Genomic DNA, 15,204 nt, shown 5'->3' on the forward strand with positions numbered 1-15,204 from the left:
CCGCGCGGCCGGTGCCGTCTGGCCCGGTCGCCCCCGCCCCCGAAGGCGACCGGGCAGGTTACGCGTGTCAGCTAGCAGCTAATGGTGTTCGCGCTGGGGCAGGTGGTGCCCCAGCAGGTGGTGCCGAACGTGACCGGTCCGCGCGCCTGCGCGAAGTTGGCGGACTGGGAGATCTCGCCGCCGCCCGGGGTGGCGAACGTCTCCACGTCCACGTCGAGGCTGATGTCGGGTTCCAGCTCGTACTGCGTTGCCATGTCTGCCCTTCGCAATCTGTGGACCGCACACGTACCCGTGCGGCTCGCACCAGGGGTCATGTCGGTGCGAGCACGGCGAATATAGGAGCGTGCCATGGCTGGCCGCCTCGGCCGGGAGGACCAGTTCACCCCCGACTGTTGGCGGATCCTCCCCACGTGACCGGGAGTCGAGTTCCGTCTCGCGGGTGGGCGTACTGGTGGGACGCCGGGGGCGCGGGCGCCGGAGATCGGGCCGTGCTCCCCGACACGAGCACCAGTTTGCGGCCGGGGAGTGAGACGCGGGGGTGCGGTCCGTGGGGATGCCCCTACTCCCGCGGTAGCGGTCCCACTAGTACCGCTGGAGGAGGGGCCGGGAGTGCCGCCGCAACCAGGCGCCCGCGGGCCGGTGCGCGACTGGCGAAGGAAAAGAGCCGGGAGAAGCGGGGGAGCGGCGGTCGTGGCCGGCCGGAACCGGCCAGGGAGCGCCGTGCCAGCGCCACCCGGAAGGCCGGCGGTGCCGCGGGGAAAAGAACGGCGCGACGCCCGGGGCGCCGCGCCGTTCTCAGAGCCGGATCGTGGTGCTTCGGACGATCTCGAACACCGGGTGCGTGGGTGTTTCCTTGGCGAACGCCTCGACGGGCTCGTCGGGTGTGGTGTCGAAGTACCGGCCGACGATGGCGGCGCGGGGGTGGCGGAGGTACTCGCGCAGAACGGGTGCCGCCCGCTCCGGAGCGACCTCGCGCACGCTGATCATCTCGATCCACCCGCCGTGCCGCAGGGTCGCGAACCCGTCCTTGCGGATGTTGCGGACCCAGCCCACCTCGCCGTAGGGAGCGACCAGGAACCGGCCGCGGTCGTCCTCCTGCAGGCTCACTGGGGTGGTGCGCAGGAACCCCGACTTGCTGCCGCGCGTGGTGAGGAGATGCAGCTCCGACGGCCCGATCCCGTACCTGATGAAGCCCGCCACCACGGCATTCGCGGTGCGCCGGAGCTTCGTCATGCGGAAGCGCTGCGTGTCGTTACCCATCGGCCTCTCCCTTGGTCGGCTTACCCCATTCTGGCGGCTGTGCCGGGGCACCCGCGACCGGGACGCGTCAGCGGAACGCGGAGACTCCCGTTACCGCCTGGCCCAGGCTCAGCGCGTGGATCTCGGCCGTGCCCTCGTAGGTGGCCACGGTCTCCAGGTTCAGCATGTGCCGGAGCACCGGGTACTCCAGCGTGATGCCGTTGGCGCCGTGGATCGACCGCGCCTCGCTCGCCACCCGCTGGGCCGCAGCGACGCAACTGAGCTTGCCGAAGCTGACATGGGTGTGGTGGCAGCGGCCCGCGTCCTTGAGGCGGCCGATCTGCAGGGCGGTGAGCGCGGCGTGGTTGACGTCGATGAGCATGTCCGCCAGTTTGCTCTGGGTGAGCTGGAACCCGGAGATCGCGCGTCCGAACTGTTCCCGGGTGCCCGCGTAGTCCAGCGCCGCCCGGTAGCAGGCGCGGGCCGCGCCTGCCGCGCCCCACACGATCCCGTAGCGGGCCTCGGTGAGGCACGACAACGGGGAGCCGAGCCCGTTCGAGCCCGGCAGCAGCGCCGAGTCGGGCAACCGCACCCCGTCCAGCACCAGTTCCGAGGTGACCGACGCGCGCAGCGACAGCTTCTTGTGGATCACGTTCGCGGTGAACCCGGGGGTGTCCGTGGGAACAAGGAAGCCGCGGACGCCCTCCTCGGTCGCCGCCCAGACGACGGCGACGTCGGCGACGGAGCCGTTGGTGATCCACATCTTGGTGCCGTCGAGCACCCAGTCCGCCCCGTCGCGCCGGGCGCGCGTGCGCATGGAGCCGGGGTCGCTTCCGGAGTCGGGCTCGGTCAGCCCGAAGCAGCCGATCACCTCGCCCGCGGCCATCCTGGGCAGCCAGGTGTTCTTCTGCTCCTCGGAGCCGAACTTGTGGATCGCGGTCATCGCGAGCGACCCCTGGACCGACACGAAGCTGCGCAGCCCGGAGTCGACCGCCTCCAGCTCGCGGCAGGCCAGGCCGTAGGAGACGGCGCTCGCGCCCGCACACCCGTAGCCGTCGAGGTGCATCCCAAAGACCCCCAGGTCACCGAAGGACTTGGCGAGCCCGCGGGGGTCGGGAATGGTGCCCGCGTCGAACCAGTCGGCGACGTTGGGCGCCAACTCCCGGGCCGAGAACTCGCGGACGGTGTCGCGGATGTCGCGTTCCTCGGGGGAGAGTGAGCCGTCGACCTCCAGGAAGTCATCCGGATCGGGGGCGGCGACCTTGTGCGCGTCACTCATCGAAGCGTCTCCTATCGTCGTGGCTCGTCGCTATTCGGTGCCGTTCTGGAACACGACGCCGCGTTCGGTCAGGTCGGCGATGCGGTCCCGGGGGAGGCCCAACTCGCCGAGTACGCGCGCCGAGTGCTGGCCGAGCAGCGGGGGCGGCAGCGCGTCGTCGGCGCCACCCGCGGATCCCAGCTGAAACCCGGGGCGCAGGAGGTCGAGAGTGCCAGCGGTGGGGTGCTCCACGGTCATCGTGGCGTCGTCACCGGAGGCGTTCGCCGCGTGGACCGCGTCGAGCACCCCCCTGACCCGGCCGACCGGGACACCGGCGGCCGTCAGTACGGCCAGCCACTCCGCGGCGGTCCGGGTGCGGAGCGTCGCGGTGATCTCGCCGACCAGCTCCTCGCGGTACTCGATCCGGTCCGGGTTGCTGGCGAACCGCGGGTCGGTGGCGAGGTCCGGGCGGTCCACGGCGTCGCAGAGCTTCCGGTACAGCGAGTCGTTGCCGGCGGCGATGACGATGTCATCGTCGGCCGTGCGGAACGTCTGGTACGGCACGATCGAGGGGTGGGCGTTGCCGTAGCGCGCCGGTTCCTCCCCCGTGACCAGCGCCTGCTGGCTCAGGCTGGCCAGGCTCGACAGCGCCGAGTTGACCAGCGAAGCGGTCACGTGCTCACCCCGCCCCGTGGCGCGGGCCCGCATGAGCGCGCCGACAACCGACACTGTGGCGTTCAGGCCGGTCAGGATGTCGGTCATCGCGACACCCACCCTGCTGGCCGGCCCTTCGGGCGGCCCGGTGGCCCGCATCAGGCCGCTCTCCGCCTGCACGATGGCGTCGAATCCCGGGCGTCCCGCCGGCTCGTGCCCGGTACCGAAGCCGGTGATGGAGCAGTAGACCACCGCGGGGTTGCGCGCCGCGATCGCCTCGTAGTCCACGCCGAGCCGCTCGACAACCCCGGGGCGGAAGTTCTGGATCACGACGTCGGACCCGGCGCACAGCTCCCGCACGGCGTCGCGCCCCTCGGGCGATTTGACGTCAACGGCCAGGCTGCGCTTGCCGCGGTTGACCGAGAGGAAGTAGGCGGATTCGCCCTTCGCCCACGGCGGCCCCCACGACCGGGTGTCGTCGCCGCGCTCGGGGTGCTCGACCTTGACGACGTCGGCCCCCATGTCGGCCAGGAGCATCGAGGCGTACGGGCCCGCGAGTACCCGGGACAGGTCGGCGACGCGGACCCCGTCGAGGGGGCGGCCGTCCTGGGCGGCGGATCCGTGCTGCCCCTGATCCGGGGTCTCCATCACTGTTCCGCCCCCCGCGCGTCGCGCAGCTGCTGGTAGGTCTCGGCGCACCGGCGCAGCGCCGTGGTCAGCGCCCCACCCGAGTGGCCGGCGTAGCGTTCCTGGACGCGCTGGACGAGCCCCGACGTGTCCTCGGCGACGGAGGAGCCCTCCACCAGAGCGCGGAAGAAGTCCTTGGCGAGGTCCGTGAGCAGTGTGCTGTCGGCGGCGACGATTCTGCCGTCGGACATGTCGACCGCGAGGACCACCCCGAGCCGCTCGTACTGCGAGTGGCTCGCCACAGCGTCGGGAAGCCGGGCATAGCCCGACACGAGAACAATGTCGGGGTTGCTGAGTAGGCGCCGTATCCGGTCGTCTCCGTGCACGGTCGCGTCCCTTTCTCTGGGCAGCCGAAAACTCCGTCGCACTGGAGTCTCGCGCCTGATGGGACGGCCGGGAAGGGCCGGGCGCCCGCGGCAGGAGGGCAGCGCGACCAGTATCGCCGATCCGCGCCCGGCGGTTCAAACCGGGTGGTACGTCGCGACCCGGGGATGCGTCGCGGATCCCCGTGTGCGGGCGGAACCGGGCGACGGGCCCGCGCATCGAATACCGCGGTCCCCAATACAGCAATGGAGTCGTGATGGAAATCTTCGTCCCTGTGTCCGTCTCTGTGGTCGGGATCCTGGCGGCCGCCGTGCTCGCGTTAATCGGCTACCGGCGCCGGCGGCGCGCCAAGGAGAACGGCGCGTGGGCGCGGCGGCACGGCTGGACCCACACCAAGGACGGCAGCCACCTGCGGGGCCGCTTTCGCGGAACGCCGTTCGTCCGCTGGGGGAAGTACCGCTACGTCCTGGCCGGCGAGCACCGCGGCCGGGCGGTCCTGGCTTTCGAGTACCGGTACACGAAGATCTATATCCACGGCCCAATCGAGACCCGCTACTTCCAGGTGGTCACGGTCCGTGTTCCGCGGTGTCCACGGCTGGAGGTCATCCGGCAGGATTTCGTGCACAAGCTTTTCAGTCTCTTCGGCGCCCACGACCTCCGGTTGGGCAACGAGGAGTTCGACAACGCTGTGCGGGTCCGCACCGACCACGATGGTTTCGCGCGCCAGGTGCTGCACCCCGAGACGATGCGGTGGATGCTCAGCGACCCCCGCGCCTTGGAGGTTCCGTTCCGGTTCGGCGGGGACATCCTTCTGGGATGGCGGGAGATGAGGCTCGAAGGGGACGAAGTTCTGGAGCACGCCGACTTCCTGATCGACCTCCTCGACCGGACCCCGCGCCACGTCCTGGGGGACGTGCCGCCGGCGCGGTAGGGATGGCGGCACGGCCCGCCCGGCGGCACAATGAAACCACGCACCAGGCCCGCGGTTCGGACGCCGCGCCCCTGCAGAGCGACGGAGCCGCGGCATGGAGTTCGTTGCCTATTCCCTCGTCGCGGTCCTGTTGGTGGCCGGGCGGTGGTGGCCGTGAAAACCGGCTCCGCCATGGAGCGCAAAGGCGGACGCGAATGCGTCCAGGAGCTCGGCTCGTGGGCGCGGCAGCACGACTGGAGCTACGCCGAGGAGGGCGGCCACCTGCGGGGTTCCTATGGTGGACCGCCGTTTCTCAGCGAGGGAGCAGGAACCTACCGCCACGTCCTGACGGGCGAGCACCGCGGCTGGTCGGTCCTGGCCTTCGAGTACAGCTACCCCAACATCCACGCCGAGTCGCTCCCCAGGACCTGGGACTTCCAGGTGGTCACGGTTCGGATTCCACAGGTCCCACGGTTGGAGGCCACCGACGCGCGTCTGACAGATATGCTGCTGGACCTCGTCGGCGCGTCGCAGCACTCGCGGACCGGTGACCGGCAGTTCGACCAGATATTTCGGGTCCGCACCGACGACCACGAGTTCGCGCGGCAGGTGCTCCGCCCGGAGACGAGACGGTGGATGATCCGTGATCCACGCACGCTGGATACCCCCTTCCGGTTCGCGGAGGAATCCCTTCTGACGTGGCAGAACAGAGTGCTCGACCCCTCCAGTGCGCTGGAGCGGGCCGATTTCCTGATTGATCTCCTTGAAAGGACTCCGGCGGACGTTCTGGGCGAGGACCCGTCCGGCCCACCCGCCGATTAGCGTTCGGGCGCCCCCGGTTCCCGGCCGGGCAGGCCGCCTGACCGCCTGTGGTCAGTCGCCGAGCAGCATCGACAGCCGGATCTCGCGCGCCCGGCGCATGTGCCGCTTGGCCGCGCTCTCGGCGTCCTGCGCCGAGCCCGCCTTGATCGCGGCGAGGATCTCGGCGTGCTCCTGGTAGGCCTCCTCCGGACGCCCGGGGGCGCTGAAGGTTGATGGCTGCAGGCGCCGCACCGCCTGCTCGACCTGGCTGAGGAACCGGTCGAGGTAGAGGTTGGCCGCGGCCTGCCGAATGAGGCCGTGGAAGCGCAGGTTGAGCCGGGCGAGTTCCTTGGTTGTCTCGGCGCTGTCGGTGTCCTCGCGCTCGATCACCCGCAGCATCTGCGTGTGGACCTCGTCCAGGCCGGAGAGCGGTTCCGTCAGCCGTCGCGACGCCGCCAGCCGGGTCGCGAGCCCTTCGAGGTTCTCCCGGACGACGTAGAGCGCCAGGACGTCCTCGATCGACATCGGCGCCACCACCGTGCCGTGGTGTGCCGTCTTGACCGCTAGACCCTCATCGGCCAGCCGGCGCAGCGCTTCGCGGACCGGGGTGCGGCTCACTCCCAGGACAGCGGCTATCTCGTCCTCGCGTAGCCACGTTGAGGGCGGCAGCCCGCCGTCGAGGATCGCCTCGCGCAGCGCCTCGGAGACCGCCTCGGTGGTCCGGCCGCGCCCGAGCCGTTCCGGCATGTGCTCGCGCACCACGGAGAGTGGGGAAGTGGCAGGCATGTTCATCGGGGCCTTGTCCGAGGCTGATCGGCGGTTACGTTCGATGGTCCGCGTCCTGGACCGGGCCCGCGTTTCCCGCGCCCGTGTCCGCGGAGGCGGGGGCGGGGGCGCGTTTTAGGTAGGGGACCCGCGTGCCCGCGCCTCGCATACGCACAGTATACAAGGCACCGCGGTGGGGTCGCCCAGGGTGGCGTGGAGTGCCTCGCCACGGACACTACATCGAGTCCGTGGCATCGTGCCCCGCGATCCGTCCCAGGACCGTGCCGGCCGTCAGTCCCGAGCCGCCAGGGTAGTTTCCCCAGAACAGTCCGCCCATCTCGATGCCGGAGTGCACGGCCTGCTCGGTGTGGTGGCTCACCAGCCCTTTGCCGCCGTCGACGGTGCCGATGTTCAGCCCGCCGAAGAACACCCACTCTCCGTTCGAGAGGTAGGTCTGGCGCTCGTAGAGGAGTTGCCAGCGCACGCCCTTCTCGGCGAGCCAGCGCACGATGTCCCGGCTGCTCTCGACCAGTACCCGCGTCAGTCCGGGGTCGTTGCGCCCGTCGGTGAGTCGTTCCATGTCGCGGCGGAAGTGCTCCGCCGGGTAGGGGGGAAGCACGGTGTGCTCGGCGCGTTCCCGACTGGCGTCGTCCACCAGTGGCAGTAGGTCGTCCAGCCCGTTGTGTGCGGCCCGGAACGCGCCCGCGGTGTAGAAGGAGTTGCCGCCGGCCTCCTCGCGCGTCGCCTTCTCCAGCATCAGGACGCGCGCCCCGCGCTCCCGCGCGGCATGGGCCGCCGAGAACGCGGCGTTCCCCCCGCCCACGACGACTACGTCGTACTCGGTGTCAGTGTCGCTGTGCTCGTGAGTGTTCATGCTCGGCGATCGTTCCTTTCCTTGCGGGGAACCTCGGCCGGAACTAGGGGTACCCCCGGTCCGATGGTTGTATTCAGATTGCATGCAACCCTTCTAAAGAAGATTCGATAGGTGTGGTGCTGACTGACCGAAGGGTGGGTGGGCCCGCAGCGGCACCGCGGGTGGCAGTGATGTGGAAGGTGTGCTCCGCTTCAGGGGGCCGTGCAGGTCACAGAGGATTTTTGGGCAGGTGGTGGCGCATGGCCCCCGGCAATTGGCACCCGAGTGGGGCGTCACAAGGGGCGGTGACCCTTGCCACAGCTATTGCATGCTGTTAGCATCCAAATCGCATGCAAGCTTGGTCAAGCGGTTCAGTGATGCCCTTTCAGTAGCTTGTGAGACGCCTTGTGGAGGCCGCATGCGGGCGAGTCAGAGAGACGTGTTGGTCAACGACGACGCCGGGGTTCGCTCCCTGGTCCTGAACAGGCCGACAAGTCGGAACGCCATCAACTACGACGTGCTCGAGGAACTTGAGAGCGCGGTCGCGGCGGCCGCCGACGACGACAGCGTCCGCGCGCTCGTCGTGCGGGGCGAGGGCCAGGTCTTCTGTGCAGGCGACGACCTCAAGGGCATGGGAACCCAGCGCACCCCACTCCCGGAGGACGCCAAGGAGCGCGCGGACCTCGGCTACCCGCGGTTCGTACTCGCGCTGCGAAACATTCCCAAGCCGGTGATCGCTCAGGTCCACGGAGCTGCGCTCGGGGCGGGCTGCGATCTCGCTTTCTCATGCGACATCGTGTTCGCGGCTGAGGGTGCCCGCTTCGGCCTGGTCTTCGCCGCGCGCGGGATGGTCTCGGGCACGGCACTGCTGCCGTCGCTCGTGGGTTACCACCGCGCCTGCGAGCTGCTCTTCAGTGCCGACACGTTCACTGCTGAGCAGGCCGGGCAGTGGGGCCTGGTCAACCACGTCGTGCCGGCTGATGACCTCGACCAGCACGTCACCGAGTACGCCCGGCGGCTGGCCGCGGCACCGACCGCGGCGATCGGCCTGATGAAGCGGGCCATCAACGAGAGCAGGGGCCAGTCGCTGGAGAGCGCCGTAGAGACGCAGCGCTCCGCCGTGGCGGAGTCTTACCAGACACACGACTACTACGAGGGCGGGCGCGCCTTCACCGAAAAGCGCGAGCCCAGGTTCATCGGACGCTGAACCCGTCCGGCCGGACCCCAGTCCCGAACGTCATGGAGCGGTGCTCCGCGCCGCCTCGCGCAACATCGCGCGTTCCGGAACACACCACGCAGCCAGATAAGGGGACACCTATGTCACCGGCGGCCACGAGCCCACCCGCCACCGTATTCCGCGAGTTCCTCGACTCCGGTCGGCTCGGATTCCAGATATGCGCGAGCTGCGAGCAGTCCGTGTTCTACCCGCGGGTGCTGTGCCCGCACTGCGGTGGCCAGGACCTGCGGTGGCGGGAGAGCGCCGGCACCGGGACCGTGTACTCGACCACGACCGTCTGCCGCAGGAACGAGACGTACAACGTCGCACTCGTGGACCTGGATGAGGGCTTCCGGATGATGACCCGGGTCGAGGACACCCCGCCCGAGGACGTTCGGATCGGCATGCGCGTACTGCTTCAGGTCCGACACGACCCCGATCGGTCCGAGCCGGTCGCAGTCTTCGTCCCAGCGGAGGCGTAGTCCATGACAACGAAGACGGCGAACACGGCCGCGATCGTGGGTGTCGCGGAGTCCGATCTCGGCGAGGTCGGCCCGGGAGTCACCCCGTTGGATCTGATCGGGCAGGCCGCCACGGCGGCGCTGGCGGACGCTGGGCTGACCAAGGACGAGGTCGACGGGCTTTTCTCGGCGTCGGTGTACTACCCGATGGCGAATCTGAACACCGCCGAGTACCTCGGCATTCAACCCACCTATAGCGACTCGACCAACATGGGCGGCAGCTCCTTCGTCGCGCACCTGAACCACGCCGCCGCCGCAATCGAGGCCGGGCGGTGCGAGGTCGCGCTGATCGTCTACGGCAGCATCCAGCGCTCGGCCAGCGGCCGGCTGGTCTCCAGCGGGGAGAGTACGCCCTACGAGGATCCCTACCGGCCGCGCTACCCGGTCAGTGCCTACGCCATGGCCGCCGCCCGGCACATGCACGAGTACGGCACCACCCGGGAGCAGCTCGCCGAGGTCGCCGTGGCCGCCCGGCAATGGGCGTGGCTCAACCCAAAGGCGTTCGCGCGCGATCCGCTCACCGTCGACGACGTGATCAACTCCCGGATGGTGTCGTCGCCTCTGACGGCCCGGGACTCCTGCCTCGTCACCGACGGGGGCGGCGCGGTCGTCGTGACCAGCGCGGAACGCGCCCGGCACCTCCGCCGGCCACCGGTGCGCCTGCTCGGTGCCGCCGAGGCCCACTGGCACCGCTCCATCTCGGCAATGCCCGACCTGACCCGGACCGCCGCCACCGAATCCGGGCCGCGGGCCTTCGCGCGCGCCGGAATCGGGCCGTCCGACGTCGACGTGGTGCTGCTCTACGACGCGTTCACCATCAACACCATCCTCTTCCTGGAGGACCTGGGCTTCTGCGCCAAGGGCGAGGGCGGACCGTTCGTCTCGGACGGCCGGATCGCGCCCGGCGGCAAGCTCGCCGTGAACACCAACGGCGGCGGGCTCTCCTACTGCCACCCCGGTATGTACGGGATCTTCCTGATCATCGAGGCGGCCCGGCAGCTCAGGGGAGAGTGCGGGGACCGCCAGACCCCCGGCGCCGACATCGCCCTGGTGCACGGGAACGGCGGGGTGCTGTCCAGCCAGACCACCGCTGTCCTCGGCTCGCCCGCGACCGGCTGAGAAGGCTTTGACGTCGCGACACGTCACGAAAGGTGCGCATGGACAACTACGAGACCCTGACCGTCCGGGTCGACAACGGGCTCGGCATGATCACGATCGACCGTCCCGAGGTACGCAACGCGCTGAGCGGCCAGGTCGTATCGGAGATCAGGCGAGCGCTGGAACGGTTCAGCGAGGACGACGAGGTGGGAGCGGTCGCGTTCACCGGAGCCGGCGCGAAGTCCTTCGCGGCTGGCGCCGACATCTCCGAGGTCCGGGAGCGGACCGTCGCTGATGGGCTGGCCGCCCGGATGCAGCGGCTCTACGACGAGATCGAGGAGTACGAGAAACCGACGATCGCCGCGGTGAACGGGGTCGCGCTCGGCGGTGGCTGCGAGCTCGCCATGGCGTGCGACATCCGCGTCTCCGCCGACAACGCGAAGTTCGGGTTGCCCGAGGCCACCCTGTCGATCATCCCCGGCGCGGGCGGCACCCAACGGCTGTCCCGCCTTGTCGGCAAGGGCCGGGCGCTGGACCTCATTCTCACCGGCAGGATCATCACCGCCGAGGAGGCGGCGAACATCGGCCTGGTGTCGCGCTCCGTGCCAGGAGACCAGCTCACCAGTGCGCTGCGGGAGACAGCCGACGCCGTACTCGCCAAAGGGCCGTTGGCGGTGCGCCTGGCCAAGATCGCCGTCGGACAGGGCAGCGAGACCGACCAGAAGACCGGGCTGCTGCTCGAACGTCTGGCACAGGCGGTCCTCTTCACCACCGAGGACAAACGGGAAGGCGCAACGGCGTTCCTGGAGAAGCGGAGACCGGCGTTCAAGGGACGTTAGTCGCCAACCGAGCCGACACCGGAAAGGGGCATGATCGTGCAGCCGGAAATCACGAGGGTCGCCACAATACTGGTCTGTGGCGCCGGAGCCATGGGCCGCCAGATAGGGATGGTGTGCGCCCTCGGCGGTTACAGCGTCACCGTCTGGGACATCGACCCGGACATGCTGGAGCAGGCCCGGGAGGAGCTACGGTCCCGCATGGACCGGCGCGTCGAGAAGGGCACCGAGACCAGAGCCCAAGCCGACAGCGCGTTCGAGCGGCTCACCTTCACCACCGAGCTCGAAGGGCCGGCGAGCACCGCGGACTACGTCATCGAGGCGGTGGTCGAGAAGGTCGACGTCAAGCGGGACCTGTTCGCCAGGTTGGACCGGCACGCGCCCGAGCACGCGGTCCTGGCGACCAACTCCTCGACGATCGTCTCGTCCCGCGTCGCCGACGCCACCAACCGCCCGGACCGGGTGTGCAACATGCACTTCTTCAACCCGGCCCTCGTCATGCAGTGCGTCGAGGTGGTGCGCAACCCGCAGACCTCCGACGCCACCGCCGAGACCACGATCGAGCTGACCCGGCGGATCAACCGAACCCCGGTGGTGCTGAACAAGGAGATCACCGGGTTCGTCGCGAACCGGATCCTGCACGCCCTGCGTGACGAGGCAATCCGGCTCTACGAGGACGGGGTGTCCAGCGTCGAGGACATCGACACCGCCTGCAGGACCGCGCTCGGCCACCCGATGGGCCCATTCGAACTGCAGGATCTCACCGGGCTCGATGTCGGCTACTACGTCAAGATGGCCCGGTTCGAGGAGAGCGGCGACCCCGCTGACAAACCGGCAAGAATTCTTGTCGAGAAATTCGAGAAAGGCGAATTTGGCCGCAAGTCGGGAAAGGGGTGGTACGACTACCCGAAAAAGTAACGCCCACCCCTCCAGTAGAGGAAAGTGACGGAAGGCCATGAGAAATGCTGACAGGTTTGTGACCCTGGGTGCGGCCGTGGTGCTGCTGGCGCCTTTGGCGGCATGTAGCGACGCGGGACTGGTAGCCGAAGACGCGGACGACTTCCCGTCCGAGGAAATGCGCATGATCATCCCCTACGCCCCGGGCGGGTTGACCGACACAGCGGGGCGCGCCCTGGCAGAGTTCTACGAAAAGGAACTCGACCAGACCGTGGTGGTCGAGAACCTCCCCGGGGGTTCGTCCTCCGTGGGCATGACGGAGCTACTCACCAGCGACCCGGACGGCCACACCATCGCCATGGGAACCGTGGGGTCGTTCGCGCTGACCCCGCAGCTCCAGGACCTGGACTACAACCACGAGAACGTGGCCTACGTCGGGTTGGCCGCACGGGCGCCGGGAGTCCTGGCCGTGAACGCGGACTCCGAGTACGAGACGGCGGAGGACTTCTTTGAGGCGGCCGAGGACGACCCGGGCGCACTGAACGTGGCGGTCCCGGGGGCCAGCACGCCCACCGCGATGGAGCTGCGGCGCATGTCCGACGATCACGGCGTCGAGCTCACCGCGGTCCCGTTCGACGGGGACGCCGAGGCGGCGGGCGAGCTGCTCGGCGGCAATGTCGACGCGCTGAGCGACCCGCTCACCGATGTCATCAGGCAGCCCATCGAGGAGGGCGACCTGCGCGCGCTGGCCGTCATCGACGAGGAGCGCTCGGATCTGCTTCCGGACACTCCAACGCTGGAGGAACTGGGCTACGACGGCCTGACCCTGGGAATCTCGACGTGGGGCCCGGTGGTGCACGCCGACACGCCTCCGGAGATCACCGAGAAGCTGGAGACCTCCCTTGAGGCCGCCTACGACGATCCGGAGTTCCGCGAACAGATCGGCGAGGAGTACATCCCCAAGGAGTTCATCGACGGTGCGGACTACCAGGAGCAGGTAGAGGAGGCCGCGGACATCTACGCGCCGATGGTCGACTGATCCGGACCCCGCTTGAGGAGACGGGTCAGGCCGCCCGGCGGCGCCCGGCCACCCCGCCGGCCGGCCTGACCCGTGGAGCCCCCGAAAGGACCCACGTGACTTCGAAGAAAGCCCGTGTCTGGCCGGAGGTGAGGGCCAGAGTTCACCACCTGGGCGCGCTGGTTCCCCTGGTGCTGGGGATATGGGGTGCGGCGTACTCCCGTTCGCTCGGGCTGGGCGAGCCGGAGAGCCCGCAACCCGGCTTCTGGCCCTTCATCACGAGCTGCGTTGTGGTGCTGGCCTCGGTGGTCCTGCTGTTCCGCGACCGCGGAGCGGACTACGAGGCGGTGTCCTCGCCGGCCGGTATACGCCAGGTCGCCTACGCCGTTGCCAGTATCACCGTTTTCATCATGCTGTTCGAAATGCTGGGATTCATCATTCCGGCACTCCTTACGTTCGCGTTCTGGATCCGCTTCCTCGGCGGCGAGGGATGGCGGATCTCGATCGTGCTCTCGGTGCTGTGCACCGTGGGATTCTACGCCGTGTTCGTGCACGCCCTCGGCGTTCCGTTTCCGCCTGACCTCGTCGAGGTAGTTCTGGGGGTCGGCTGATGAATATCGCCGAATTCCTGCGGCTGGGATTCGAGGTCGCGTTCCAGCCGAGCAATATTCTCTACGTCTTCCTGGGCGTGCTCATCGGCATGGTGATCGGGGTGCTTCCCGGGCTGGGCGCCTCGGCCACCATCGCCTTGCTGCTTCCGGTGACCTACGGGATGGAGCCCGAGTCGGCCATCATCATGCTGGCCGGCATCTACTACGGCTCCATCTACGGCGGTACGATCACCGCGGTCCTGGTCCAGTTGCCCGGCGAGGCGAACTCGGCCATCACACTGCTGGACGGCTACCCCATGGCGCGCCAGGGGAGGGCCGGGCCGGCACTGGGCATCGCCGCGATCGGCTCGTTCCTTGGCGGGACCCTCGCGATCGTCGGTCTGAGCCTGTTCGCCCCGCTGCTGGCACAGGTGGCGGTGAACTTCGGCCCGCCGGAGTACACCGTGCTCACCGTGCTGGGAATCCTGCTGGTGACCTACCTCGGTACCAACTCGGTCACCAAGAGCCTGATCATGGCCGCGCTAGGGCTGTTCCTGGCGACGGTCGGGCAGGACCCGATCACCGGGACCTCCCGGTTCACCTTCGGCTCCCTCGGCCTGCTCGACGGGCTGAGCTTCGTCGCGATCGCCATGGGAGTCTTCGGGGTCGGCGAGATCCTGTACAACCTGGAGCGCCGGGTCCGCGGGGGCGACACCGGGGTAGCGGTCAGCCGGGTGCTGCCCACGATGGCCGACTGGCTGCAGTCGCGCTGGGCCATCGCACGCGGAGCGGTGATCGGCTTCCTCATCGGGATTCTGCCCGGTGGCGGGGGCGTGCTCTCCTCGATGGCCTCCTACACCGCGGAGAAGAAGCTGGCCCGGGACCCCCAGCGGTTTGGGCGCGGCGCCATCGAGGGGGTCGCCGGACCGGAGACCGCCAACAACGCCGGAGCGACCTCGGCGTTCATTCCGCTGCTCACCTTGGGGATCCCAACCAACGCGGTCACCGCACTGCTGTTCGGTGCGCTGCTCATCCAGGGGATCACGCCGAGCCCGCAGCTCATCGAGGATCAGCCGGAGCTGTTCACCGGCGTCATCAGCTCGATGTACCTGGGCAACCTCTTCCTGCTGCTGATGAGCATCCCCCTCATCGGGGTGTTCATCCAGATTCTGCGGATCCGGATGACCATCCTCGGTCCCCTGGCGGTCATGGTCACCATGGTCGGGGTGTACAGCCTGGACAACGACTCATTCAACATGTGGGTGGTGCTGTGCTTCGGGGTGCTCGGCTACGTGATGCGCAAGACCGGGTTCCCACCCGGCCCGCTCGTTCTGGCGTTTGTCCTCGGCCCGATCATGGAGACCTCCTTCCGGCAGTCGCTGCTGATCTCCGAGGGCAGCCTGGCCATCTTCGTCACCCGGCCGGGGTCGGCCTCCGTGCTGGCCTTCGGCGCGCTTGTCATCGCCGCCACGGCCATCCAGTACATCCGCAAGAAGCGGCGCGCCAACGTCACCACCGGGGCGTGAGGTAGCGGCCA

17 protein-coding genes are annotated in these 15,204 nt (G+C 69.0%); 10 read left to right on the forward strand and 7 right to left on the reverse strand.

The features are described 5' to 3' along the window. Window positions 1–71: 71 nt before the first annotated feature. From F4561_RS08350 to F4561_RS08370, 5 genes are all read right to left on the reverse strand, one after another. Window positions 72–254 (reverse strand): hypothetical protein, encoded by a 183-nt coding sequence (locus F4561_RS08350; protein WP_184576364.1) that lies wholly within the window; start codon window positions 252–254, stop codon window positions 72–74. A gap of 541 nt (window positions 255–795) precedes the next feature. Then, window positions 796–1,260, reverse strand: a complete 465-nt coding sequence (locus tag F4561_RS08355) for a nitroreductase/quinone reductase family protein (RefSeq protein WP_184576366.1) — start codon at window positions 1,258–1,260, stop codon at window positions 796–798. Window positions 1,261–1,327: 67 nt separating this feature from the next. After that, on the reverse strand, window positions 1,328–2,518 hold the full coding sequence (locus F4561_RS08360; RefSeq protein ID WP_184576368.1) for an acyl-CoA dehydrogenase family protein: 1,191 nt from the start codon (window positions 2,516–2,518) through the stop codon (window positions 1,328–1,330). Window positions 2,519–2,548: 30 nt separating this feature from the next. Beyond that, a complete protein-coding gene (locus tag F4561_RS08365; protein ID WP_184576370.1) occupies window positions 2,549–3,799 on the reverse strand; it encodes a CaiB/BaiF CoA transferase family protein in 1,251 nt (416 codons plus the stop codon). Beyond that, the gene (locus F4561_RS08370) at window positions 3,799–4,164 is read right to left on the reverse strand and encodes a DUF3870 domain-containing protein (RefSeq protein ID WP_184576372.1); all 366 of its coding nucleotides are present in this window, start codon (window positions 4,162–4,164) and stop codon (window positions 3,799–3,801) included. Before F4561_RS08370 ends, F4561_RS08365 begins: the two co-directional genes overlap by 1 nt. A gap of 254 nt (window positions 4,165–4,418) precedes the next feature. Here F4561_RS08370 and F4561_RS08375 point away from each other — a divergent pair, with 254 nt between their 5' ends. Together F4561_RS08375 and F4561_RS08380 are read left to right on the forward strand one after the other, a co-directional pair. Next, the gene (locus tag F4561_RS08375) at window positions 4,419–5,093 is read left to right on the forward strand and encodes a hypothetical protein (protein WP_184576374.1); all 675 of its coding nucleotides are present in this window, start codon (window positions 4,419–4,421) and stop codon (window positions 5,091–5,093) included. Between the two features lie 153 nt (window positions 5,094–5,246). Continuing rightward, window positions 5,247–5,894, forward strand: a complete 648-nt coding sequence (locus tag F4561_RS08380; RefSeq protein ID WP_184576376.1) for a hypothetical protein — start codon at window positions 5,247–5,249, stop codon at window positions 5,892–5,894. A 51-nt stretch (window positions 5,895–5,945) separates the two neighbouring features. On the opposite strand, the gene F4561_RS08385 is transcribed toward F4561_RS08380, so the two are convergent. Continuing rightward, window positions 5,946–6,665 (reverse strand): GntR family transcriptional regulator, encoded by a 720-nt coding sequence (locus F4561_RS08385; protein WP_221445407.1) that lies wholly within the window; start codon window positions 6,663–6,665, stop codon window positions 5,946–5,948. Window positions 6,666–6,873: 208 nt separating this feature from the next. Further along, the gene (locus F4561_RS08390; RefSeq protein WP_184576378.1) at window positions 6,874–7,512 is read right to left on the reverse strand and encodes an FAD-dependent oxidoreductase; all 639 of its coding nucleotides are present in this window, start codon (window positions 7,510–7,512) and stop codon (window positions 6,874–6,876) included. A gap of 397 nt (window positions 7,513–7,909) precedes the next feature. On the opposite strand from F4561_RS08390, the gene F4561_RS08395 reads away from it, so the two are divergent. The 8 genes from F4561_RS08395 (at window position 7,910) to F4561_RS08430 (ending at window position 15,193) form a co-directional block, all read left to right on the forward strand. Beyond that, on the forward strand, window positions 7,910–8,698 hold the full coding sequence (locus F4561_RS08395) for an enoyl-CoA hydratase/isomerase family protein (RefSeq protein ID WP_184576380.1): 789 nt from the start codon (window positions 7,910–7,912) through the stop codon (window positions 8,696–8,698). Window positions 8,699–8,808: 110 nt separating this feature from the next. After that, window positions 8,809–9,189: a Zn-ribbon domain-containing OB-fold protein gene (locus F4561_RS08400; RefSeq protein ID WP_184576382.1), complete on the forward strand. Its 381-nt coding sequence runs from the start codon at window positions 8,809–8,811 to the stop codon at window positions 9,187–9,189. 3 nt (window positions 9,190–9,192) lie between these two features. Continuing rightward, window positions 9,193–10,347 carry a thiolase family protein gene (locus F4561_RS08405; protein WP_184576384.1) on the forward strand — a complete coding sequence of 385 codons (1,155 nt, stop codon included), beginning with the start codon at window positions 9,193–9,195 and terminating at the stop codon, window positions 10,345–10,347. Window positions 10,348–10,385: 38 nt separating this feature from the next. Next, the gene (locus F4561_RS08410; RefSeq protein ID WP_184576387.1) at window positions 10,386–11,165 is read left to right on the forward strand and encodes an enoyl-CoA hydratase/isomerase family protein; all 780 of its coding nucleotides are present in this window, start codon (window positions 10,386–10,388) and stop codon (window positions 11,163–11,165) included. Window positions 11,166–11,195: 30 nt separating this feature from the next. Further along, complete coding sequence (locus F4561_RS08415; RefSeq protein ID WP_184576389.1) at window positions 11,196–12,080, forward strand: 3-hydroxyacyl-CoA dehydrogenase family protein; 885 nt, start codon at window positions 11,196–11,198, stop codon at window positions 12,078–12,080. Window positions 12,081–12,117: 37 nt separating this feature from the next. Next, complete coding sequence (locus F4561_RS08420) at window positions 12,118–13,098, forward strand: Bug family tripartite tricarboxylate transporter substrate binding protein (RefSeq protein ID WP_184576391.1); 981 nt, start codon at window positions 12,118–12,120, stop codon at window positions 13,096–13,098. 95 nt (window positions 13,099–13,193) lie between these two features. Continuing rightward, a complete protein-coding gene (locus F4561_RS08425) occupies window positions 13,194–13,688 on the forward strand; it encodes a tripartite tricarboxylate transporter TctB family protein (RefSeq protein ID WP_184576393.1) in 495 nt (164 codons plus the stop codon). Then, window positions 13,688–15,193 carry a tripartite tricarboxylate transporter permease gene (locus F4561_RS08430; protein WP_184576395.1) on the forward strand — a complete coding sequence of 502 codons (1,506 nt, stop codon included), beginning with the start codon at window positions 13,688–13,690 and terminating at the stop codon, window positions 15,191–15,193. Before F4561_RS08425 ends, F4561_RS08430 begins: the two co-directional genes overlap by 1 nt. The last annotated feature ends 11 nt before the right edge of the window (window positions 15,194–15,204 follow it).

This window comes from Lipingzhangella halophila, from assembly GCF_014203805.1.
GTDB classification, from domain to species: domain Bacteria; phylum Actinomycetota; class Actinomycetes; order Streptosporangiales; family Streptosporangiaceae; genus Lipingzhangella; species Lipingzhangella halophila.